Below are 21,766 nucleotides of genomic sequence, written 5' to 3' on the forward strand. Positions count from 1 at the left end.
ACGAGGAGCCGTCCCCGCAGCGCGGGGTGAGGCGGTCCCGGCCCGGCTCCACAGCCGCTTCACCTCGCCTGCCGCTCGATGACCAGCCCGAGTACGTCGTGGTACGACACACGGTCCGCGCCCAGGAGCCTCGTGCCGTCCTCCTCCAGCACGAGTGCCAGGCGGTACCGGAGCCAGGGCCGTCCGGCCCACCCCGGAAGCGGACTCAGCTCGGCGTGGGCGGCATCGGTGAGACCTGGGGGGAGGCGGACGGTGCCACCCATCAGGCGGTCGGTCACCTCGTCGTCGTCCACCTCGCCGTGCACTCCGAGCCAGGTTCCGTCGATGCCCCGGTAGCCGCCGGAGGCCCGCCGGACGATGACCACTTCGACGGACGGATCACCGTCACGGACGACGGCGTCGAGCTGTTCCTCGGAGGCGGCCCGGCTGCCGGCGTAGTGGAGTCCCTCCAGGGTCGGGAAGGCCCACTCCCGCCGACGGCACAGCAGGAACTCCTCGGCGTTCTTCTCCCGCTCCCGCTCCTTCGCCTCCCACTGCTCCCACGCGTCGGACTCGTCCCAACTCGCCGGACAGATTCCGGCATTCCCGTAAGCGCGAGCCACCAGCTCCGGCACGTCGGCGGGAATGCTCCATCCGGATGCCGTCGGCACGGCCGTCTCCCCGTCCGTGAGCGGGCCCGCGGCCTCGGTGACCAGGGCCGCCGCCCGCAGCAGTGACCACTCGCCGTAGATCCGCTTCGACGCGTGCAGGAACCGCGGTGTTCCGTCCCTTCCGGGCGCCACACCGGTGACCAGCACCTGAGGCACGTGGTGTGCGGCAGGACGCCGGGTACCGCTGTGTCGGTGCAGTCGGCCGATGCGCTGCAGCAGGAGGTCGGTGGGCGCCAGATCGGTGATCAACACGTCGGCGTCCACGTCGAACGATTGCTCGGCGAGCTGGGTGGCGATCACCACCATGCGCTCCGGCCGGTCGTCGTCGGCCTGTGGCCCCATCAGACGCAGGCACTCCGCGGTCCGGTCCGCACGGTGGGCGGCGCACAGCCGCGCGTGCAGAAGGTGCAGGACGCCGTCGAAGCCACCTTCTTGTAGATCGCGGTAGATCGCCTGAGCCCGGGCGACCTGGTTGACCACCACCAGGGCGACACCTCCGTCGGCGACGGCCTTGCGCACGGCCGCGGCGACCGTCGTCCCCGCGGGATCCGTATCGGGCAGCCAGGCCAGCCGCACGGGCGCCGACTCCCGCCAGGACCGCACCGCCTCCCGGGACGTCTCGGCCACCGCCCGGCCATCGGCGCCGTAGGCCACCGTGACGCACGGATACCCGGCCGGCTCCGGCACGGGCTGGTGCACGTCCGCCGTACCGAGTACGCCGGACAGGTAGGCGTCGACGAACCGTTGCCGCTGAGCGGGAGGCAGGGTCGCGGACAGCAGCACCACGGGAACCCCCGCCTGTCCCAGCCAGCGTAGCGCCTCGACGAGGAACTGCCGCATGTAGACGTCCGCGGCGTGCACCTCGTCCACGACCACGACCTTCCCGGCCAGCCCGGCGAACCGGAGCATCACGTGTCGGGTGCGGGTCGCCGCATGCAGAAGGTGGTCGACCGTACCGACCGCGAACGCGGTGAGCAGGCCGCGCTTGTCGTCCAGGAACCAGTACGCCGGCCCGTCCGCCTCGGGGCCGGCCGCTCCGTCCGGCGAAGACTGAGCGGACACCATGTCGTACTCGGCGTCCTCGTCGATCGCGCCGAAGTCGTCATCGGCCATGCCCGCAGTGCCGGGGAGGCCCTCTCCCCGGCATCCGCACCCGTCGCCGTCGGGACGCGGCTTCCCGGACCAGATGCTCCGCCACCAGGCGTTGAACCGCCGGCGGCCGTGCAGGAGCGCCACCTGCGACTCGAGCTCCGGGTCGAAGGAGCGCACCCACTGCAGCACCTGCTCGTACATCGGGTCGCTCGTCGCCTGCGTCGGCATCGCCACGAACACCCCGTCGAGGCCGAACCTCGCCGCCAGAATCTCGGCGGCCGCGAGCGCCGCCTTCGTCTTCCCCTCACCCATGGGCGCCTCGGCCACCAGCAGCCCCGGCGCCGGCATCGACCACGCCCGCTCCACCAACTCCCGCTGCGCCGCCCGCGGCTGCACACCCAGCCGACGGGTCAGAGGGTCCAGCGGATCCTCCGGCAGCGGAAGGTCCCCCCAGCCGCCGCGAAGCCGCAGCCGCTCCCATGCCGCCTCCGCACGGCGACGTGATGAGACGAAGGAGACCAGGTCGGCGTCCGACAGACCGACGAAGTGGCTGCTGTCGCTGGCGATCCAGTCCGCCATCACGATCAGACCCGACAAGGCCAGCTGCTCGGCCTTCCGCAGTGAGCCGACCGGCCGCACATCCGACAGGTCCTCGAAGCCGACAGCGCGTGTGAAGACGTCCACGACCGCCCGCTGGGCCTCCTCCCAGGCGGCGCCCCGCCCCTGGGCCCCGCGCGGCGGATCGAGAGCGGCGGCCGGCGGAAACGTCCCGTGGTGTCCGGCGACCAGCGGCCACACCCACCCGGCGGCTTCGTCGTCGCCCCACTCGGCGACCAGCCGCGGCAGCAACAGCACCGCTCCGGCCACGTCATGACGCCACCGCTTGTCCCGGCCAGTGGGCAGTCGCCCCCACGTCAGTCCCGCTGCCAGCACCGGTGCGGCCTCGGCCGCGTCCATGGCCTGGAACGCCGGGCACGCCTTACCGCAGTCGTGGATGCCGCACACCCACATGAACCACGCCCGCCCTCGGCCACCGCTGACCTCGTCCAGCCGTCGCCGGAACGCGGCCGACACGTACTGGTCCCACATCGTCCCCGCCACGCCACGGCAGCCGTGTCCAGCAGATGCCCCAGCAGCAGATGCGTCCGCCCACCGTTGCGCGCGGCCGACTTCCCCCACAACCGTGACACCCGCGTGACGACCTCGTCGGCCAGGCCCATCGACCGCATCAACTCAACGACCGACCGCTCATCCTCCACGCCCGCCCCCTGAAGACTTGGCTGCTTGCAGCCAGTTGGTGCCGGCACTGTAGACGGGGCCACTGACAATGCCTTCCGAGGCCGAAGCGAGGTGAAGGAAAACAGATATCCTTGCTCACATCTCCGCAGCTCACGAAGTGTCGTCCCCGCACCCGCGGGGGTAGCTCCGGCCGTCGACTTCCGCGAGGGCGAGCGGATGCGTCGTCCCCGCACCCGCGGGGGTAGCTCCACGACGAACACGATCCGTTTCGGTGGCCGCCAGTCGTCCCCGCACCCGCGGGGGTAGCTCCGCTCGTCTCGGTCACCTGCGGGCCGTCGGACAGTCGTCCCCGCACCCGCGGGGGTAGCTCTGACTCAGGGGCGGAGGACCAAGGAATGCGGATGTCGTCCCCGCACCCGCGGGGGTAGCTCCGGGCGACCGTCCTCGGCCTGACCGGCACCGCCGTCGTCCCCGCACCCGCGGGGGTAGCTCGATGTACGGGCCCACCTTGGAGTCGGAGGGGAGGTCGTCCCCGCACCCGCGGGGGTAGCTCCCCAGTCCAGACGGCACTTGCAGTAGGCGATCTGTCGTCCCCGCACCCGCGGGGGTAGCTCCTGACGTCCGTCGGCAAGGACGTCCCCGCCGATGTCGTCCCCGCACCCGCGGGGGTAGCTCGCCATACCGCCGTATCCAGGAAGCCGCCGCCAAGTCGTCCCCGCACCCGCGGGGGTAGCTCGTCGCACGCGTGAACCTGGTCCCGCCCGACCATGTCGTCCCCGCACCCGCGGGGGTAGCTCCCGGGTTCCTGGCTCGTGAGCGTCCACTGGGCCGTCGTCCCCGCACCCGCGGGGGTAGCTCGCACGTCCCCTCGACCGACGGCAGGCCCCGCATGTCGTCCCCGCACCCGCGGGGGTAGCTCTCTTAGTTCGATTACCGGCTTGCCCAGCCGCTGGTCGTCCCCGCACCCGCGGGGGTAGCTCGGCGACGTCGTGGTGCTGCTGCGCCCTGGCCTTGTCGTCCCCGCACCCGCGGGGGTAGCTCATGGGTCAGGAAGTTGGTCGCAGGAGAAGCCAAGTCGTCCCCGCACCCGCGGGGGTAGCTCGGCGTACGCCTCGTGCTGCTCGCGGGGGACAGCGTCGTCCCCGCACCCGCGGGGGTAGCTCCTGGTCGTCCAGTCCGAGCGGATGGCCCAGGCCGTCGTCCCCGCACCCGCGGGGGTAGCTCCCCCGGCACCGGCCCGGAGACCGGGCAGCCGGCGTCGTCCCCGCACCCGCGGGGGTAGCTCCCCGGATGCAGATCAGCCGGGGCAGCCACGGCGGTCGTCCCCGCACCCGCGGGGGTAGCTCTCGATCACGCCGAACTGCGCCGTGTCGTTGTCCGTCGTCCCCGCACCCGCGGGGGTAGCTCCTTCCAGATCGGCCGGTACGACGACGCAGGCACCCTGTCGTCCCCGCACCCGCGGGGGTAGCTCTCCCGTCCGCCCCGTGGGCCCACCACCGAACACGTCGTCCCCGCACCCGCGGGGGTAGCTCCGACTACTTCGCCGCCCACCCCGAGCACGTGCTGTCGTCCCCGCACCCGCGGGGGTAGCTCCTCCCGGAAGTGCCTCACGTGGGGCTTCACGTGTCGTCCCCGCACCCGCGGGGGTAGCTCCGGGTTCGAGATCGCCAACGCGGCGAACAGCCAGTCGTCCCCGCACCCGCGGGGGTAGCTCCCGGCCCACGGGCCGCACCACGGATGACCGGTGGTCGTCCCCGCACCCGCGGGGGTAGCTCCTTGGTGTCCAGGTGGCTGGACCCGATCGTCTCGTCGTCCCCGCACCCGCGGGGGTAGCTCCACCATCGAGACCAGCTTCCTGGCGATCGGCCAGTCGTCCCCGCACCCGCGGGGGTAGCTCGCCCTCCACATCCTGTCCGACCTTGACCGGCACGTCGTCCCCGCACCCGCGGGGGTAGCTCGCCCTTGGACTCGGCGCTGCGGCGTCGGATTCCGTCGTCCCCGCACCCGCGGGGGTAGCTCCGGCCTCCCAGGGCCCTAAGTCCCGCCGCAGGTGTCGTCCCCGCACCCGCGGGGGTAGCTCCAGGGACGCGCCGCCTTCCTTGTACCGCCAGACGTCGTCCCCGCACCCGCGGGGGTAGCTCCCGCGAGCCGAGCGCCGGGGTGGGCACGGTGCCGTCGTCCCCGCACCCGCGGGGGTAACTCCTCGAGGTCGAGCGGCATGTAACCGTGGATGATGTCGTCCCCGCGCCAGCAGGGGGTAGCTCGATGGAGCGGGCCTACGGCTACACGGCCGTGGGGTCACCCTCGCCCGAAGTTGGCTCCTGGACCCATTACTCATCCGAGGCTGGGACGTCACCGAGCCGGCCAGGGAGACCTGCTGATTGAACTTGCCGATCCAACCCACGTCGGCCTGGGAACTCAGATTGACAGCAACCTGCGGCTGCGACAGTGACTCAGATCGTGTGAAGTTGACATCACCTGACAGGTCAAAAGTTGCCCTCATTGGCTACCGGCACAGGATCAGAGGGCCGCACAGCGGCTCGAAAAACCTAACGAACAGTAATAAAATGGACTCTCGTTGATTTCGGATCCGCAGTAATCGACGTTCCGCACCTGCGAGAAGCGGCTCATATGGCCTCGGGTGGCGTTGAGGTTCTCTGATGGCAAATCACTTAAGGAGATTCGGAGAGGTACCGAGATTTCAGGTACGCTGCTTGCGTGATCTGAACGCATCCCCAGATGCCCTAGGGTGGGGCCGATCAGTGAACGAGCAAAAAGAAACCGCCCCCCTGGCTGGGAGGCGGTCCTCATCAGAGACGGGCTGCCGGGCTGCGAGCTACCGCTTCGCCATCACCTGGAGTAGCAGCTCCAGGAGCGCGATGATGAAGCACCAGAAGCTCCAGTCCGGCCGTTCGTCGTCATCCATGTGCCACCTCGCATGCGGCCCATATGACTTTTGGCCTGGCGAGCCGCTCCCTCCGGGCCATGGCGCCGGAGGGCACATCCAGTGACGGGCTGGTAACGAACGCCCAGCGGAAGTCTACGACCTTGGGGAACCTGCTCCGGACCATCCCCGCGGACAAAACAGCACAACTGGCGTGAGCTGAGGGCCAGGTGAGCGCAAAGAGCCACCATTTGCCACCCCTTCGGGTGATCTGAGCATCGAACACGGCCACGTACGGTCCACAGTTCCGGTGAACGGATCCACGCCCGCAGGCCGGTTCTCTGCGGGGGACCTGGAGACGTAGGGGAGCAGCGGTGGCCACGATGACCCGCACCACCGTCATCATCGACGCCTGTTCCTGGCTGCACGACAAACCCTTCTACTCCGAGTCCAGCTCGCCATGTACAAACTCCTCGCCGTCTACGACTGGAACCAGGCCGCAGCACCCGACCCTCGCGCACGTCCTCGGGCGGGAGCGGCTGAGCACCGTCCCTCGGCCCCGAGCCCGACCGCCGCGCCGATTCCTTCGCGAGGGGGTTCATGGGTTGTGCAAGTGTCCCATCGCGCTTGCGGCGGACGAAGCGACAGGCACCGCAAAGTCGTACAGCCGCCCCCGGATGTGGTGGACGAGTGGGGAGTCGGGGCCGTGGATGTCGGTGGCGACGGTCAGCAGGGCGGCGCCCAGGCGCTGTCGGTCCGGCTCGGCCGGCATGGCTCGCCACAGGCTGTAGGCGCGGCGGGTGGCCGCCTCGACGTCGGGGTGTCCGGGGCCCTGGATGGTGACACGCAGTTGCGCGGCGTGCAGGTACCAGGACAGGCCCGACGGGTGGTCCCCGGCGAGGGCGGCGAGGTAGCCGCGGACTTCGCGGACCTGGATCGTGTGCAGGTGCAGTTCGCCGTACTCGGCGGTGGCGTCCCGGTCGATCCGGGTGGCGAGAGCGGCGGCGTCAGGCAGGTGTCCCGTCCGGGCGATCTCGGCGACCTTGACGAGCCCGGCACGCAACATGTCGGGAGTCGGTCCGGGTCGGGGTGGTGCGGTGCCGGGCCCGGGGGCGGCCCAGAACTCCGGCGTCACCGTCCCCCAGGGGCGGTAGAGAGGCTCGGGCATGGTCGGACTCTCCTGCTGTGGGCCGGGGTTCACCAGTCCACCACCCGGCGGACCTCGGTGATGCGGGTGAGGTGGCTGGTGCTGTTGCGCCAGCTTTCGTACGTGACGATGCGGGTCTTCAGTCCGGTGCGCGGCGCTTCGACGATCAAACCGTGGCCGATGTACATACCGACGTGGCCGGGCCGCGCGTCCGAACCGTCGGATCCCGGGTTGAACACCAGGTCGCCCGGCTTGGGCCTGTCGATGCCGACCCGGGTGCCGACGTCGACCTGGTCGTACGTGGTCCGCGGGATGCTCACCCCGGCCGCCCGGTAGGCCTGTTGCATCAGGGAGGAGCAGTCGCACCAGCGGGCCGGGTTGTCGCCCAGTGCGTCGGTGCAGTCGCCGCCCAGCTGGTATTGCCCTCCTCGCTGCTTCAGTGCCCACGACACCGCCACGCGTACGTCCTCCGGTGTTCCCTCGGGCACTTCGTACCCGGCGGGCAGGGTGCCGTCCTCGCTCGGTGCCGGGGCGGCGAAGTCGGCCGACATCCGCATGATGTTCTGCACGTAGTGGTAGGTCTGGCCGCGGGCGAACGAGGGCGGCGGCACGCCCCGGTACTCGTCGACCCGGCCCCAACCGGCGTTGTACCCGGCGAGGGCGAGCTCGATCGGGGAGCCGTTGTACTCCGGATGCGCCTTGCCCTTCCGCAGCAGGGAGCACATCATCCGGCCCTGGGCCGGGATGGCATCCTCCGGATCCCATACGTCCTTACGGCCGTCCCCGTTGCCGTCCACACCCCAGGTGGTCCAAGTGCCGGGCATGAACTGCGCGATGCCCTTCGCGCCGGCAACGCTGGGGCCCGCCTCGGGATCGAAGCCCGATTCCTGCTTGAGCTGAGCGGCCAGTACGGCGGGGGACAGCCCTTCGGCGCAGTCGGCGGCTGCCCGCAGGACGAGGGGTGCGTACCGGGCGGGCACCCCGCCCTTGCCGATCCGTAGCCCTCCGATCGGGTTGCCGACGCGGCCGTCGCCGTTCCCGTCGAACGTGGCAGTCAGCAGGACCACGCTCAGGCCCAGCGCGACCGGTGTCATCACGAATCCCAGCCCGAGCGCCAGCAGGCCCCGCCCGACCGTCCTGCTCGGCATGTTCTCCCTCTTGATCTGTAGTTAGATTTGCTCCTTCAAATCTGAAATTCAGACTCCTGAGCGGGAGTCGACGGCGGGATCCTAGCGTGACGAGTCATTACGTTGTGCAGTTGTGCCACATCAGGGTGATGTTTGGTTTCGGCTTTTCGGGTGGGGCGGTTGTCCGTGTAGGGTCCGGCGTGGGGTTGGCGGTGGTGGGTGTCGTGCAGGTTATTAGCTAATGCAAATGTTGCGTGGAGGGGGTGGATGGAAAGTGCGCAAACAGGCTGACGCCGCCGTCCCGGAGCTGCCCGTGGGCGCGCGACTGGTGGTGCCGGTGATGGCTGCCACCGGAGGCAGCGGACGTACCACGGTCGCGGGGCTCCTCGGCGCCGGGCTGGCCTCGAGCGGTTCCACGGTGGTCCTGGATCTCGCGCCTCGGCTGTCTTCCCCCTGGCCCGCTCTGCTCGCCGGACAGAAGGCGGGCGGGCTTGCGTCCCTGCCGCCGGACCGGCCGCTGACCCGGTCCGCCGTTCAGCAGGCGTGCGTCGTTCAGCGGGCGCACGGTGTCGGCGCGGACGTGGGTGGCGCTGCGTGGCATCTTCTGTCCGACGGACAGGATTGGCATGCGCAGCCCTTGACCCTGCCCGAGAATCCCGCTGCCTGGTACCAACTGGCGGCTGTCGGCGGCTGGCAGGCCGTGGTCGCGGACACCACCCACCCGCTCGCCCACGATCTCCTGACCGCCCGCTGCACCGGGAGGAGCGGGCGGACGCGCGGCTGGTACGACCTGCCGTTCGCCGTGCCGGTCCTGTGCGCGGCCGCCACCGCCCAGGGCGTGCGTAGCCTGCAGCAGGCGGTCATGGTCCTGCACGCCGAGGGCCTGCCGCTTGGGCGTACCGTCGTCGCTCTGGTCGCGACCGGCGACGGCCGCCCGCCGGCCGCGGTGCGGGCCGGGGCGGCCATGCTCACGTCCCGTGCCGCCGCGGTGGTGCAGGTGCCCCACGATCCGCACGTCCGCGCGCACTCCCTGGCCGCCGCCCGCCTGCGCTCGCGCACCCTGCAGGCCGGCGCCCGGCTCACCGGGGCCGTCCTCGCCGCGGCACACGCCGCCTGGGGCCGTCCGCTGCCGGACGCTCCGCGTCCCGCCCCGGTCGTTCCTGCTCCGCGCCCCGCTCCCGTCGCCGCTGCCCCCGCTGCGGCCTCTGTCGCCACTGCAGGCTCCGGCGCCCGGGCAGCCCCCGTCGCCCCCGCAGTCACCGCTTCTTGACGAGGAATCGGATATGAGTCAGATCCTGGCCACTGTGCACACCGTCGCGGTGGCCGTCGACCCGCACGTGAGCGTCCTCGCCGACGCCGTGCCCGACGTCACCCCTCAGATGCCCAAGGACGTCGACAAGCCGGTCCGGTCCCTCCTGAACTGGACCGCCGGGCTCGGCCTTGCCTCGGCCGTCCTCGGTGGCCTGCTCGGCTGGGCCGCGGTCGCCGTCGGGCACAACAGCGAACGGGCCGCCCTGGCCGCACGCGGCAAGCAGGCCATCCTGTGGAGCCTGTTCGGCGCAGGCGGGATCGGCGTCACCGCCGCGCTGGTGACCACCTTCTACAACATGGGCAAGTGAGGGGCGGTCCGGTGAGCGACCGCAAGACCCGCAAGGCCCGGATCACGCTCGCCGGGCTCGGCATCCTGGTGGTCGGAGCGCTGGTCGGCGGGGGCGTGACCGCCGTAACCGTGCTCGGCGGGGACGACGACTCCCGCCCCGGTACGGCCTCGCCCACGCACTCGGCTTCGCCCACCGCGGGCGGGCCCTCCGCGCCCGCCCAGAGCCGGCAGGCGGAGATGACTCCGGACCGGGCCCGCAAACTCGTGCTGGAGAAGCCGACCGGCCAGGCGGACGGGCTGTCCACCGGCTTTTCCGACGGGCCCGTCGGAGCGATCTCCGCCGCCGTCCACTTCTGGGAGGAGTACGCCTTCCTCGACGACCGGAAGGCTCGTCAGCAGCTGGAGGCGATCGTCTCCCCGGACGCCGGGGGACACGTCGACGAGCAGGTCTCCGAGGTGCGCAAGCTGCGTGAGGACGCCGGCCTTCCACCGTCCGGTGGTACGCCAGCCGGAATCACCTTCAGCACCACGGTCAACGCCGTCCGGGCGACCTCCCTGACCGGGACCGAGGGGAAGGTCGTGCAGGTCTGGATGAACTACGACCGGTACGCCACGCAGGCCGACGGCAGCCCGGACGACGCACCGCTCAGGGGCGAGACCACCGACCTGTTGCTGAAGTGGCAGGACGGCGCCTGGAAGATCACGGACGAGGCCGAGTACCGGGAGAAGCGCTCCTTTCCCCGCGCCTACTTTCCCGATTCCCACGTCTCCTGGGCGGACGGCTGGCAGCAGGTGAGGCATGCGGACTGAGCGTCCGGCCCGTCTCCTGCCCCGCCTCGTTCGTCCCGTTGCTCTGCCGGCCGTCCTGCTGGTTGTCCTGTCGGCCGTCCTTCTGAGCTGCTTCGGCACCGGGACGGTGGCCGGTGGGCCAAGTGCGCCGGGCGCCGGCGGCAGCCTGCGCACCGCCCCAGTGGCCCTGGCCGCGGACGACCCGAAGTACCACCTAGCTTTCGGACCCGACAGCGGCAAGCAGTGCCCCGTCGACTGGAGCGGCGGCGCGCCCTGCGGCATCGACAAGCAGGGTCACTACTGCCTCTACGACGAGATCAACGACGACGGTCTGTGCCGCCTGCCGGAGAGCGGCGAACTGCCCGGCGCCGTCGGACTGTGCGAGGGCGCGGCCGGCGAGAAGTCCCCGGAATGCAGCGACGAGGAGTGGGAGGCGGTCGAGGAGAAGAAGCTGGAGGAGTGGCGCCGGACCAACCTCGCCCTCGTACGGAAGGGCGAACTCGACCAGGCGGAGTTCGACAAGCGGTTCACGTTCCTCGAGAAGTGCGTCGGCAAGGGGGCGTCGCTCGCCTTCTGCAAGGACGAGGCCCACAAGAAGTACGGGCCGACGGGCGGGCGGGGCCTCGGCGACTGGGTCGGCGAGAAGGTCTCCGAGCTGGCCCGGGACGCCTTGGAAGAGGCGGCGCAGTACATCGGCAACGCGGTGGTGTGGCTGCTCGAGCAGTTCGCCGACGTCTTCAACGACGCCTCCGGCGTGAACCTCGACGACACCGGCGTCAAGCAGCCGATGGGCATCGCCACGGCGCTGTCCGCGGCCCTGGCCGTCTTCCTCCTGCTGCTGCAGTTCGGCAAGACATCCGTCACCCACCGCGGTGAACACGCGGCCACGGCCGTCTTCGGTCTGGCGAAGTGGGCGCTGATCACCGCGGCCTACTGGACGGTCACCACGACGGCGCTGGAGCTGTCCGACGCGATCTCCACCTGGATCATCGACTACTCCTTCGACGGCGGTGAGGGCGCCGGGGCGGAGGAGGCCATGAAGGCCCAGTTCGGCACGTTGTTCGGCGGTCTGATCACCGGCGGCGGAGGGGCTGCCACCGCGGGCGGGGCGCTGGTCACCGGCCAGGGCGTCGCCGCGGCCGCCGTAGCCGTGGTCATCGTCATCGGCATCGTGTGCATCCTGGCCATCGGCGCGCTGTGGATCGAGATGATCCTGCGTCAGGCCGGCATCATGATCCTGGTCGCCACCATGCCGATCGTGCTGGTGGGGCAGATGTCGGACGCCACCGCCAACTGGTGGCCCAAGGCCCGGGACGCGCTGCTGGCGCTCATCCTGATGAAGCCGATGATCGTGCTCTGCTTCTCGATCGGCTTCTTCGCCATCGCCGAGGGCGAGGGCATGCACAACGTCGTCGTGGGCCTGGTCATCTTCCTGATGGCCTGCTTCTGCTGGCCCGTCCTGGCCAAGTTCATGACCTTCTCGACCCTCGGCGCCGGCGCCGCCGCGGCAGGCGGCCTGATCAGTACGCTGGGCTCGTCGGCCGCGTCGACGGGTGGCGGCTACCGGCCCGAACTCGGCGGCGCGGGTGCCGTCGGTGGCGGCCCCGCCTACACCCGGGCCCTGGAGCGTGACAACACGTCGACCCAGGCGGGTGGCTCCAACGCCCAGGGCGGCGGGGGATTCTGGACCAACGAGTCGCTGGGGGCCCGTCTCAAGGGGCCGGGAGGCCGTCTCGGTACCCGGGTGGCCGGACCGCTGGGCCTGGGACTGCAGGTTCTGGCGGCGGGCAAGGACACCCTCGAATCCGGGATGGCCAACACCGCCGCGCACGCCGGGCTCGACTCCGCGTCCCCCGGCGGCCGTCACGTGGTCATTCCGCCGCGCGGTCCGGACACGGCGAGTCTGCCCCCGGTCCCGGCCGCCCCGGCCGTTCAGACCGCCCAGGAGCATGCGCCGCAACCGCGCTCGGGCACCGCATCGGTGAGCACCGGCCGGCCCGGCACCGACGTCCCGTCACCGAGGGAGGGATAGCCGATGACCGGATCCCGTACCGGCTTCGGTTCCGGCGCGGCACCCGTCACGTACGGCGGCTGGCAGTCCGAGCGCAGTGGATTCATGGGACGGCTCTCCGGGGCCGGCTTCGCCCTGGTCGTGGGTGGGTGCGTGCTGCTGCTCACGCCGGTCAACCTGGGCAGCTGGACGGCCGCGTTCGTGTGCCTACCACCGGCGGTGGTGTGCTTCGCGCTCGCCTTCGGGAGAGTCCTGGGGCTGAGCGCGGAGGAATGGATCGGTCTCGCAGTAAGGCATCAGATCAACGTGGCCACCAGGCGCAACATCTTCCAGTCCGGGGCCTTCGCACCCCGCTCGAAGACGACCGGGCAGCAGCCCACCGACCTGCCGGGTGTGTTGTCGCGGCTCCGCTTCCTGGAGGCTCCCGACGGCCTCGGCGGTGACCTGGGCGTCGCCCACGACCCGGTGGCGAACACCTACACGGCCGTGGCCCGCATCACCTTTCCCGGCCTGGCCCTTGTCGACAGCGACCGGCAGGCGGCCCGCGTCGCGTCCTGGGCCGGCTTCCTGCGCGGCTTCTGCACCGAGGACTCGCCGATCGTCCGGATCGCCGTGCACCAGCGGTGCCTGCCCGACGACGGCGCGGCGCTGCGCTCCTGGACCGGCCGGCATCTGGCGCCGGACGCACCCGAGGAGGCCGTCGCCGCGCTCACGGAGCTGATGGAGGGCGCCGGGCCGGCCGCCACGACCCGCGAGACCTATCTGTCGGTCACCCTGTCCGCGTCCCGGGCCCGGACCGCCGTCAAGGGCGCCGGAGGCGGGCAGGTCGGCGCGGCCGCGGTCCTGGTGCGCGAGCTGCACGCGATGTACGGCTCCCTGTCCTCGGCGAGCCTGCAGGTCGTCGAGTGGCTCGCCCCGCGCGCCCTGGCCCAGGTGGTGCGTACCGCGTACGACCCCCAGGCGCAGCTGATGCTCGCCACCCGCAACGCCGCCGCCCAGCCGCCCGACTGGCAGGGCCTCGAGCCCGGGGTGGCCCCCGAACTGGCGGGCCCGGCGTACGCCGAGACCGACTGGGGCACCTACCGTCACGACGGTGCGTGGACCGTCTCCTACCAGGTCCGCACCTGGCCGCAGTCGGACGTGTACGCCACGTTCCTGCAGCCGTTGCTCAGGCCCCGGCAGAACGCCCGCCGCAGCCTGAGCATCGTCTACGAGCCGATCGGACCGCGCCGCGCCCGGCAGGACCTCGCCCGTGAGAAGGCGAAACGGGAGTCCGCCCGCAAGCTGCGCGCCAGGACCGGCCGGGACGAGTCCGCCGACGAACTGCTCGAGGCCCGGAAGGCCAGGGCCCAGGACGTCGCACGCGCCACGGGCCAGGGCGTGGTGCGGATGACGGCGGTGCTCGCCGTCACCGTCACCGACCCGGGCGAACTGGAAACCGCCTGCGCCGAACTGCAGGCGGACGCCGCCTCCTCCGGACTCGAGCTGCGGCGCATGTGGGGCGCCCAGGACGCCGGCTTCGCGGCCGCCGCACTGCCGTTGGGCCAGGGGCTGCCGGACCGGAGGATCGGATTCTGATGCCGTTGCCCGCGTCGCTGTCGTCGTTGTTGTCGCTGTCGTCGTTGTCGGGATCGTTCAAGCGCCGTGAGACCGGCGACACCCTGCTGAAGCAGTCCGCGTTCGGCGAGGCCACCGGCCTGGCCGCGCAGCGCCCTGCACCGGCGTCGCCGGCCGCGCCGAGCGTCCGTGACCAGCGCCGCGCGAGACTGCTGGAGGACCCCGGGACGGTCATGCGGGTGGCGCCCAGGAAGGGCTGGGCGCAGCCCTACGCGGGGCGTGCCGCCTCGCTGCCCCGAGTCGAGGCCGTCCGTGCCGACACCGCCAACGCGGCGGGCGCCTACCCGTTCCTGCACGCCGCCTCCCTGCCGCCCGTGGGCGCGTACATCGGGCAGAACACCCTGACCACCGAGGCGTTCAGCGCACACCCGGCGGTGTGGGTGAAGGAGGGGCTGTGCACCAACCCCAACGTGATGATCACCGGCATTCCGGGCAGCGGGAAGAGCGCGCACGTCAAGGCGCTGTGCTTCCGGCTGATGGCGTTCGGCCACCGGACCCTGATCGCGGGCGACGTGAAGGGCGAGTACGCCGCCCTGTGCCGCCACCTCGGAGTGGAACCGGTCCGGCTCGGCCCCGGCCTGCCTGGCCGGATCAACCCGCTGGACGCCGGACCACTCGGCCAGGGCCTGGACGCGATCAGGGACCCGGGCGAGCTGAACAACCGGCTCAGGGAGATCCACCGCAGGCGGCTGACCCTGCTCAAGGCCCTGCTCGAGCTGCAGACGCGCCGCACCCTGCTGCCGCAGGAGGAGGAAGCCCTCGACGTCGCCGTGCGCGAGGTCACCGGCGAACTCCACGGGCAGACCCGGCTGGAGACCCCCACGCTGCCGCTCGTCTACGACAGACTGCGCGACCCCACCGACGCCATGGCCGCGGAACTGCGCGTGCGCGACGGCGAGGTGCAGCGGGCACGCGAGCAGATGGAATCCATCCGCTCCGCCCTCGGCGCCATGGTCAACGGCCACGTCGCCGGCCTCTTCGACGACCGCACCAGCATCGGCCTGGACTGGGACGCCCCGATCCAGAGCGTCGACGTCTCCTCCCTCGAGCAGTACGGCGACGAGACCGTGGCCATGGTCCTCACCTGCGTCTCGTCCTGGGCCCAGGCGGCCATCGACCGGCCCGGCAGCCGGCCGTGGATCGTCGTGCGCGACGAGCTGTGGCGGCAGATGCGCTCCGGCGGGGCCTCCCAGATCAGGAAGATCGACGCGGACCTGCGCCTGTCCCGCGCGACCGGCACGATCCAGCTCCTCGCCACCCACCGCCTCAGCGACTTCGAGGGCGTCGGCGCCGCCGGATCCGAAGCCGTCAACATCGCCAAGGACCTCATCAGCTCGTGCGAGACCCGTATCCAGCTCGCCCAGGACACCCGTCCGCTGGCCATCACCCGCGAGGCGATCGGCCTGACCGACGCCGAGTGCGACCTGATCGGCTCCTGGGGCGCCGGGCAGCGAGGGCGCGCCCTGTGGAAGGTCGGCCGCGGCGGAGGCTCGCACGCCGTGCAGCTGATGCTCTCCCACACCGAGGAACGACTGTTCGAGACCGACGAGAAGATGGTGATGTAACCGTGGCAGCAGCCGGCAGGCCCGCGGGCGGCGGGCTCGACGACGGCACGCTGTTCGCCGCGTACGGCGCGGGGCTCGCCGTCGCGCTCGGCGGCGCGGTGCTGCTGGCCGGACCGCTGGCCGCGCTGCTGGCCGGGCGCGGCTGGGCGCACCCCACCGCGAGCCTGCCGGAAACCGTGCTGCGCGCGGTGGTCGACGGGCCCGGCGCGGTCTTCGCCCCGGCCCCGCCCGGCCGGCTGTTCTACCCGCTCGTCGCCGTACTGCTGCTGACGTTCTTCCTGCTCCTGCTCAAGGCCGTCACCAGGCTGAGCCCCGGCACGCACACCGGCGGCGCGCAGTGGGGTGGAGCGAAGGTCGAACGCAGGCTCAAGGCACCGCAGGACCCGGCCCGGCGGACCAACCGCGTCACCGCCGGACGCGGCACGCACACCGGCCGGATCGTGGCCGCGCAGCCCAACATCTCGGCGACCGTGTTCGGCGTACCGGGCAGCAGCAAGACCACCGGCCTGGTCCTGCCCAACGCCGCCGAATGGCAGGGCCCCCTGGTGGTGACCACCACCAAGGCCGCCGACCTCGACATCATCCACGCCCGGCGCCGCGCCCTCGGCCCCGTCTGGGTCATCGCCCCCGCCGGCGTCCCCGGCCGCCGGACGGACAGGTGGTCCCCGGTGGAGTACTGCACCGACGCCAAGGCCGCCGACCGCATGGCCGCCTGGATGGCCGAGTCGTCGGCCTCCGGGGACAGCAAGCGGGCCGCGCCCTGGATCGACCAGGCCAAGAACGTCCTCAAGGGCGTGCTGCTCGCCGCGAACCTCTCCGGCGGCGGCATCAACGCCATGCGCCGCTGGCTCTCCCTGGGCAAGGACGCCGTCGACCACGTCCGCTCCGTGCTCCAGCAGTACGGCTACACCGAGGTCGCCGACGACTACGCCTCCCCGTGGCTGCGGCTGCACGAGGACGGCATCGGCTCCATCCAGTTCAGCCTCAACGTCCTGGCCCGCGTCTACGCCGACGAGGAGGTCCGCGAGACCTGCGCCGGCACCGACTTCACCGTCGAGGACCTGCTGAACCGGAACGGCACCGTGTGCCTGATCGCCTCCGAGGCCGACGCCGAACGCTTCGCCCCGCTGCTGACGTCGATCATCGCCTCGATCATCCACGGCGCCGAGGTCGCCTACAACACCACCGGCAAGCCCCTCGACCCCGGCCTCGGCGTGCTGGTCGACGAGGCGGGCAACATGCTGCGCTACCCGCGCCTGCCCAACATCCTCACCACCGGCCGCGGCATGGGCATCACCCTGCTGACGGTGTGGCACGACCTGTCCCAGCTGCGCGACCGGCTCGGCGTGCAGAAGGCCAACACGGTGCTGTCCGCGAGCGGCCTGCGCATGCTGCTGCCCGGCTGCGGCGACCTGGAGACCCTGCGCTACTTCTCCGGCCTCTACGGCCGCACCGAGACCCTGCGCACCTCGTACGGGCGCTCCCGAGGCGAGTTCTCCACCACCACCTCGCCCACCGAGACCGACCTCGCGCCCGTCCACTCCCTGCAGCAACTGAAGGAGTTCACCGCGATCGCCCAGTACTCCAACCAGCCGCCGATCAAGGTGAAAATGCGGCTGACCTTCCGCGACCGCGACCTCAAACGCCTGCTGGCCGCGCCCCGGCCGCCCGCGGTGGCGGAGGCGGCAGTGGGGGAGCCAGGGGTGGGGGAGTCTGCGGTGGTGGAGGAGGCGGCGGACCGTGGATGACTTCCTGGACAACCCGGCGTCCCTGTGGCCCACCGTGCCGCCGACGCCGGCCGAAGCGCCGCCGCCGCGCCGCTGGGTGTGGTCGGCCATGCCCCCGCCCGAACGCCGGGCCCGGCTGCGTGAACTGCGCACCTGGGTCCAGTGGCTGTGCCACACCGCCGAGCTGCACAACGACCTCCCGCCCTGCTGGTACCGGCACCGCTGGACGCGGGAGATGCTCACCGCCCTCTACCTGGGCTGGCTGCGCACCTACGAGGGCGAGAGGACGCCGGGACGCGAGCTCGCCGAGGCCGAGTGGATCAACACGCTGCACGCCTTCAAACCGCACATGAAGCTCCCCGCCTGCGTCGGCGGCCACCAGGAGCCGCCCCTGCCCCCGCCGCCGGACCTGGGAGCCGAGCACGAGTGGGAGCTGTACCTGGCCACCTCCGCCGACATCACCGCCCCGGCGGCGCACCCGGCCGAGGCGGAGGTACAGCGGATGACCGCCGAACTGGACCCGCCGCTGTAGCGGGACGTGCCGAAGACCGGTGCCCGGCCGGACTGCGGTCCGGCCGGGCGTGGATCGTTCGCGCTGTTCCGTGAGCTCCTGGGAGCCGCAGAGGGCTCAGGGCTCAGTAGTAGGTGATGTCCCAGTGGTTCGCCCAGCGCTCGTCGGCGTAGTCGACGACGGTCTTGCCGCCGGACGTCACGCGCCACACCCAGGCGCCGTCGCGACGCTTGTGGTGCTTCTTGGCGTGGCTCTGGATGTAGTTGGTGACACACGGGGTCCGGCTGATGTCGACCTTGTAGCCGTTCCAGTGGCTGTACGTACCTCCGGAGTGGCCGGTTTCCGTGCCGCCGGTGACGACGACCTTGCAGCCGCTCTTCTTCTTCAGGGAGATGACGCCGTTGACGGTACCGACACGGATGCCCTGAAGACTGGTGCAGTTCTTGCGGTTGCGGTTGGTGCAGTTCCCACTGGAGACCCGGCTGATCCCGGCCGCCTTCAGCCTGGCCGACGCCTGGGCGTCGCTGAGCTTTCCACCGCCTCCGGGCTTGCCGCCCCCGCTGCCGCCTCCGCGGACCAGGGCGGACCAGGTGTTCGGGCCGGCGATGCCGTCGGCGGTCAGGCGGTGTGCCTTCTGGAAGGCCTTGACCTTCGCCGTGGTGGCGGATCCGAAGACGCCGTCCGCCTTGGTGGCGTGGCCGTTGGCGGTGAGCTGGTGCTGCAGGGCCTTGACGGCGGTGCCCTTGGAGCCGGCCTTGACGGTGACGACGAGCCGGGTCCAGGTGGCGGGGCCGACGATGCCGTCGGCGGCCAGGCGGTGTGCCTTCTGGAAGGCCTTGACCTTCGCCGCGGTTCCGGATCCGAAGACGCCGTCGGCCTTGGTGGCGTGGCCGCGGGCGGTGAGCAGGAGCTGCACGGTGGTCACGTCGACACCGCGCTGGCCCGACTTCACCGTGGGCCAGGACGCCTGGGCGGCGGCTGCGGGTGCCGCGGCCGCAGCCGTCACGGCCGTGGGAGCGGGCGCCGGCGCGTGGGGCGCGGCTGTCGCCGCGGCACCGGCCGAGAGAGCGGTGGCGAGCATGGCCGCGGAGGCGACGAGACGGATCCTGTGTGCTGCGGTACGCATGGTGCGGTTCCTTACGTTGGGGAGAGGGTTGTTCGGGTCATGTGCGGACGGGGGCTTCATCGAGACACCAGGGCGGACCAGGTGTTCGGGCCGGCGATGCCGTCGGGGGTCAGGCGGTGTGCCTTCTGGAAGGCCTTGACCTTGGCGGCGGTCGCGGGGCCGTAGACACCGTCGGCGTCGACGGTGTGGCCGTTGGCGGTGAGCTGGTGCTGCAGGGCCTTGACGGCGGTGCCCTTGGAGCCGGCCTTGACGGTGACGACGAGCCGGGTCCAGGTGGCGGGGCCGACGATGCCGTCGGCGGCCAGGCGGTGTGCCTTCTGGAAGGCCTTGACCTTCGCCGCGGTTCCGGATCCGAAGACGCCGTCGGCCTTGGTGGCGTGGCCGCGGGCGGTGAGCAGGAGCTGCACGGTGGTCACGTCGACACCGCGCTGGCCCGACTTCACCGTGGGCCAGGACGTCCCGGGCCGGGGTGGAGTCGGCGTGCCGTCGAGGTTGGCCATGGCACGCAGCTCGGCGAGGGTGCCGCGGAAGACGTTGCGGTCGGCGGTGCCGACGGTGTTCTTCGCGCCGGGCACACCGGGGACGCGCTCGCTCTCGGTGTACTGCCAGAACGTCCAGGGACCGGCCCCCGGTACGGGCTGCGGTTCACGGGCGCCGCTGCCGTAGCGGGCGAGCCACAGCGGATAGTCCTTGAATACCTGCCCGTTGCCACCCATGCAGCCGTTCACGAAGGAAGCGCGGGTGTAGACGATGGGCGTCACCTTGAACGCCGCCTTCACCCGCTTCAGGAAGATGTCGAGCTGGCCGGCGTGCAGGGCCTTGGGGCACACCTCCTTCCCGTTCACCCACACGCTCTCGACGTCGAGCACCGGGGGCAGCTCTCCCGGCTTCGTCCCGCTGTACCCGGCGGCGCGTGCGGTGCGGATGAAATGGTCGGCCTGGGCGGCACCGTCCCGGGCGTTCTTCGGGTCGAAGAAGTGGTACGGGGCCCTCAACAGCGATGTCGCCGAGACGGCCTTGAAGTCGCGGGCGAACCAGGGGTCCTTGTAGCGGGAGCCCTGCGTCGCCTTCAGGAAGGTGAATGCGTTCTTCTGGGCGACACGTTTCCAGTCAATGGGCTTACCGGTCGCGTCGTGGTTGTGGTGGCTGGTGTCGATGCCCTTGACGGTGTACGAGCTCGGTGGCGCGGCGGCGCTCTGGGGAACGGTGGCCAGCAGCGCACCGCTTGTGAGAGAGGCGGTGGCGATGCCGAGCGCGGTCAGGCGCACGGTGCGCGAGGGACGCGTCGAGGGACGCATGGACATGGCGGATCTCCTTCGAAAGGCCATGGAGGCGTGGAAGAAGTGGTCGAACGACCGAGTGGGGATGGCTCAACCCTGCCCCGACTTCCGCGGTGGCTCCTACACTTCCGGCGGGTCAGCTGATTCATTCACGGATGACGCCTTATGCACGCCGCTGACCTGCGGCTATGCGCGGGCGGGTAAGGGACGGTGCATCAATGGGCGTTGAGCGTGACCAGCACGCGAACGCGGCACGGCACGAACTCGCCCACCTGCTGCGAACCTGGTGGAAGGAGGACCCGAAGAAGGTCACGCAGGAGTCGCTGGCCCGTCAGATCACCGAGCGCGGCGTGAAGATCAGCCAGGAGATGCTGTCGCGCTATCTGAAGCAGTCGCGGCCCACGCTCGCCCGACCCGACGTGATCCGTGCGATGCACGAGGTACTGGGCCGCCCGCCGGAGGAGCTCACCGTCGCGCTGGGCCTCCACGCCCGGGCGAACGCGCGGGCGGTGCTCCCGGCAGAGCCGCCCCCGGAGGAATCGCCGTCCCCGAAGGACACGCCGGCAGCGGCGCAGGACACCTCCTCGACGGACCGGGCACGGCTCGCGCCGGACACCGTGGCCTCTGCCCGAGGCGGGGCACCCGTGCAGGAGCCGGTGGATGCACCGGTGGTCACGCGCAGGAGATGGCCCTGGGCGGCCGCCGCGATGGCCGCCGCCGTCGTCGCCGGAATCGTCGTACTCACCGCTGCCATGACAGACCGGGACGACGACGCCTCGGCCAAGGGCCGACCGCCCTCGCCCACGGCCTCCCCGTTCTTCCCCGGCCCTCCCTCGCCCTCGCCCTCGACGGTGAAGTGCTGGAGAAAGACCTGCTACGGCGTCGACCCCAAGTACGCCACCTGCGGCGAGGACGCCACCACGTACTACACCGGCAAGGGGCACGGGATCCTCGTCGAACTGCGGTTCAGCCCGTCGTGCCAGGCGGCCTGGGCGAAGATGACCGGCACCACGCAGGGGGACGTCGTCCGGATCACCAACAACGCGGGAGACACGCGGCACTACACCCAGCAATGGGGCCACGACGCCCACTCCACCATGGTCGAGGCGCTCAACCCCGACACCGCCGAGGCCTGCGCCAGCACCCCCCGCGGCCGGGTCTGCGCCACCACCCCGGTCGACGCCACTCCCACTCCCGTCCCGAGCGGCAGCTGACCCGGGGATTGTCCCGCTTCCCGCGTGGGAGGCGGGGCACGCATTGCCGCCCGCACGCGACCTCGAGCCGCGTTCCCGTCCGTGTGGTTCTGCGCTTCGCCGGTCATCCACAGGTCGCGGCCGTCGTTGAGTCGAAGTGAGACCCTCGCGGAAAGCCGCAGCGGCCGCACCGACGGTGTGCGGCGAG

General features: G+C 71.4%; 14 protein-coding genes and 1 CRISPR repeat array. Of the genes, 9 read left to right on the top strand and 5 right to left on the bottom strand.

The genetic code is table 11. The features are described from left to right. Nucleotides 1-59: 59 nt before the first annotated feature. From cas3 to ACIGO6_RS37500, 3 genes are all read right to left on the bottom strand, one after another. The gene (gene cas3, locus ACIGO6_RS37490) at nucleotides 60-2,831 is read right to left on the bottom strand and encodes a CRISPR-associated helicase Cas3' (protein WP_399884534.1); all 2,772 of its coding nucleotides are present in this window, start codon (nucleotides 2,829-2,831) and stop codon (nucleotides 60-62) included. 309 nt (nucleotides 2,832-3,140) lie between these two features. Further along, nucleotides 3,141-5,244: a CRISPR direct-repeat array (repeat unit 28 nt; unit sequence GTCGTCCCCGCACCCGCGGGGGTAGCTC). Nucleotides 5,245-6,463: 1,219 nt separating this feature from the next. After that, nucleotides 6,464-7,033, bottom strand: a complete 570-nt coding sequence (locus ACIGO6_RS37495) for a hypothetical protein (RefSeq protein WP_399884536.1) — start codon at nucleotides 7,031-7,033, stop codon at nucleotides 6,464-6,466. Between the two features lie 29 nt (nucleotides 7,034-7,062). After that, complete coding sequence (locus ACIGO6_RS37500) at nucleotides 7,063-8,160, bottom strand: NlpC/P60 family protein (protein WP_399884538.1); 1,098 nt, start codon at nucleotides 8,158-8,160, stop codon at nucleotides 7,063-7,065. 253 nt (nucleotides 8,161-8,413) lie between these two features. On the opposite strand from ACIGO6_RS37500, the gene ACIGO6_RS37505 reads away from it, so the two are divergent. Genes ACIGO6_RS37505 through ACIGO6_RS37540 form a run of 8 tightly spaced genes read left to right on the top strand, consistent with a single transcriptional unit; the run spans nucleotide 8,414 to nucleotide 17,980 of the window. Continuing rightward, nucleotides 8,414-9,409, top strand: coding sequence for a hypothetical protein (locus ACIGO6_RS37505; protein WP_399884540.1), 996 nt, complete (start codon nucleotides 8,414-8,416; stop codon nucleotides 9,407-9,409). Nucleotides 9,410-9,422: 13 nt separating this feature from the next. Continuing rightward, nucleotides 9,423-9,758, top strand: a complete 336-nt coding sequence (locus ACIGO6_RS37510; RefSeq protein WP_399884542.1) for a hypothetical protein — start codon at nucleotides 9,423-9,425, stop codon at nucleotides 9,756-9,758. Between the two features lie 11 nt (nucleotides 9,759-9,769). Next, a complete protein-coding gene (locus ACIGO6_RS37515; protein WP_399884544.1) occupies nucleotides 9,770-10,549 on the top strand; it encodes a hypothetical protein in 780 nt (259 codons plus the stop codon). Then, complete coding sequence (locus ACIGO6_RS37520) at nucleotides 10,539-12,560, top strand: hypothetical protein (protein WP_399884546.1); 2,022 nt, start codon at nucleotides 10,539-10,541, stop codon at nucleotides 12,558-12,560. Before ACIGO6_RS37515 ends, ACIGO6_RS37520 begins: the two co-directional genes overlap by 11 nt. 3 nt (nucleotides 12,561-12,563) lie before the next feature. Further along, nucleotides 12,564-14,117, top strand: a complete 1,554-nt coding sequence (locus ACIGO6_RS37525; protein WP_399884548.1) for a PrgI family protein — start codon at nucleotides 12,564-12,566, stop codon at nucleotides 14,115-14,117. Next, the gene (locus ACIGO6_RS37530) at nucleotides 14,117-15,721 is read left to right on the top strand and encodes a type VI secretion protein (protein WP_399884550.1); all 1,605 of its coding nucleotides are present in this window, start codon (nucleotides 14,117-14,119) and stop codon (nucleotides 15,719-15,721) included. Before ACIGO6_RS37525 ends, ACIGO6_RS37530 begins: the two co-directional genes overlap by 1 nt. A gap of 2 nt (nucleotides 15,722-15,723) precedes the next feature. Next, complete coding sequence (locus tag ACIGO6_RS37535) at nucleotides 15,724-17,469, top strand: type IV secretory system conjugative DNA transfer family protein (protein ID WP_399884552.1); 1,746 nt, start codon at nucleotides 15,724-15,726, stop codon at nucleotides 17,467-17,469. Continuing rightward, complete coding sequence (locus ACIGO6_RS37540; protein ID WP_399884554.1) at nucleotides 17,462-17,980, top strand: hypothetical protein; 519 nt, start codon at nucleotides 17,462-17,464, stop codon at nucleotides 17,978-17,980. Before ACIGO6_RS37535 ends, ACIGO6_RS37540 begins: the two co-directional genes overlap by 8 nt. A gap of 103 nt (nucleotides 17,981-18,083) precedes the next feature. On the opposite strand, the gene ACIGO6_RS37545 is transcribed toward ACIGO6_RS37540, so the two are convergent. Both ACIGO6_RS37545 and ACIGO6_RS37550 read right to left on the bottom strand, forming a co-directional pair. After that, nucleotides 18,084-19,085: a peptidoglycan-binding protein gene (locus ACIGO6_RS37545; protein WP_399884556.1), complete on the bottom strand. Its 1,002-nt coding sequence runs from the start codon at nucleotides 19,083-19,085 to the stop codon at nucleotides 18,084-18,086. A gap of 56 nt (nucleotides 19,086-19,141) precedes the next feature. Further along, nucleotides 19,142-20,389, bottom strand: coding sequence for a peptidoglycan-binding protein (locus tag ACIGO6_RS37550; RefSeq protein WP_399884558.1), 1,248 nt, complete (start codon nucleotides 20,387-20,389; stop codon nucleotides 19,142-19,144). Between the two features lie 194 nt (nucleotides 20,390-20,583). Between ACIGO6_RS37550 and ACIGO6_RS37555 the strand changes: the two genes are divergently transcribed. After that, complete coding sequence (locus ACIGO6_RS37555) at nucleotides 20,584-21,579, top strand: DUF2690 domain-containing protein (RefSeq protein WP_399884560.1); 996 nt, start codon at nucleotides 20,584-20,586, stop codon at nucleotides 21,577-21,579. Nucleotides 21,580-21,766: the final 187 nt, after the last annotated feature.

This window comes from Streptomyces sp. NPDC053750, assembly GCF_044544295.1.
GTDB lineage: Bacteria > Actinomycetota > Actinomycetes > Streptomycetales > Streptomycetaceae > Streptomyces.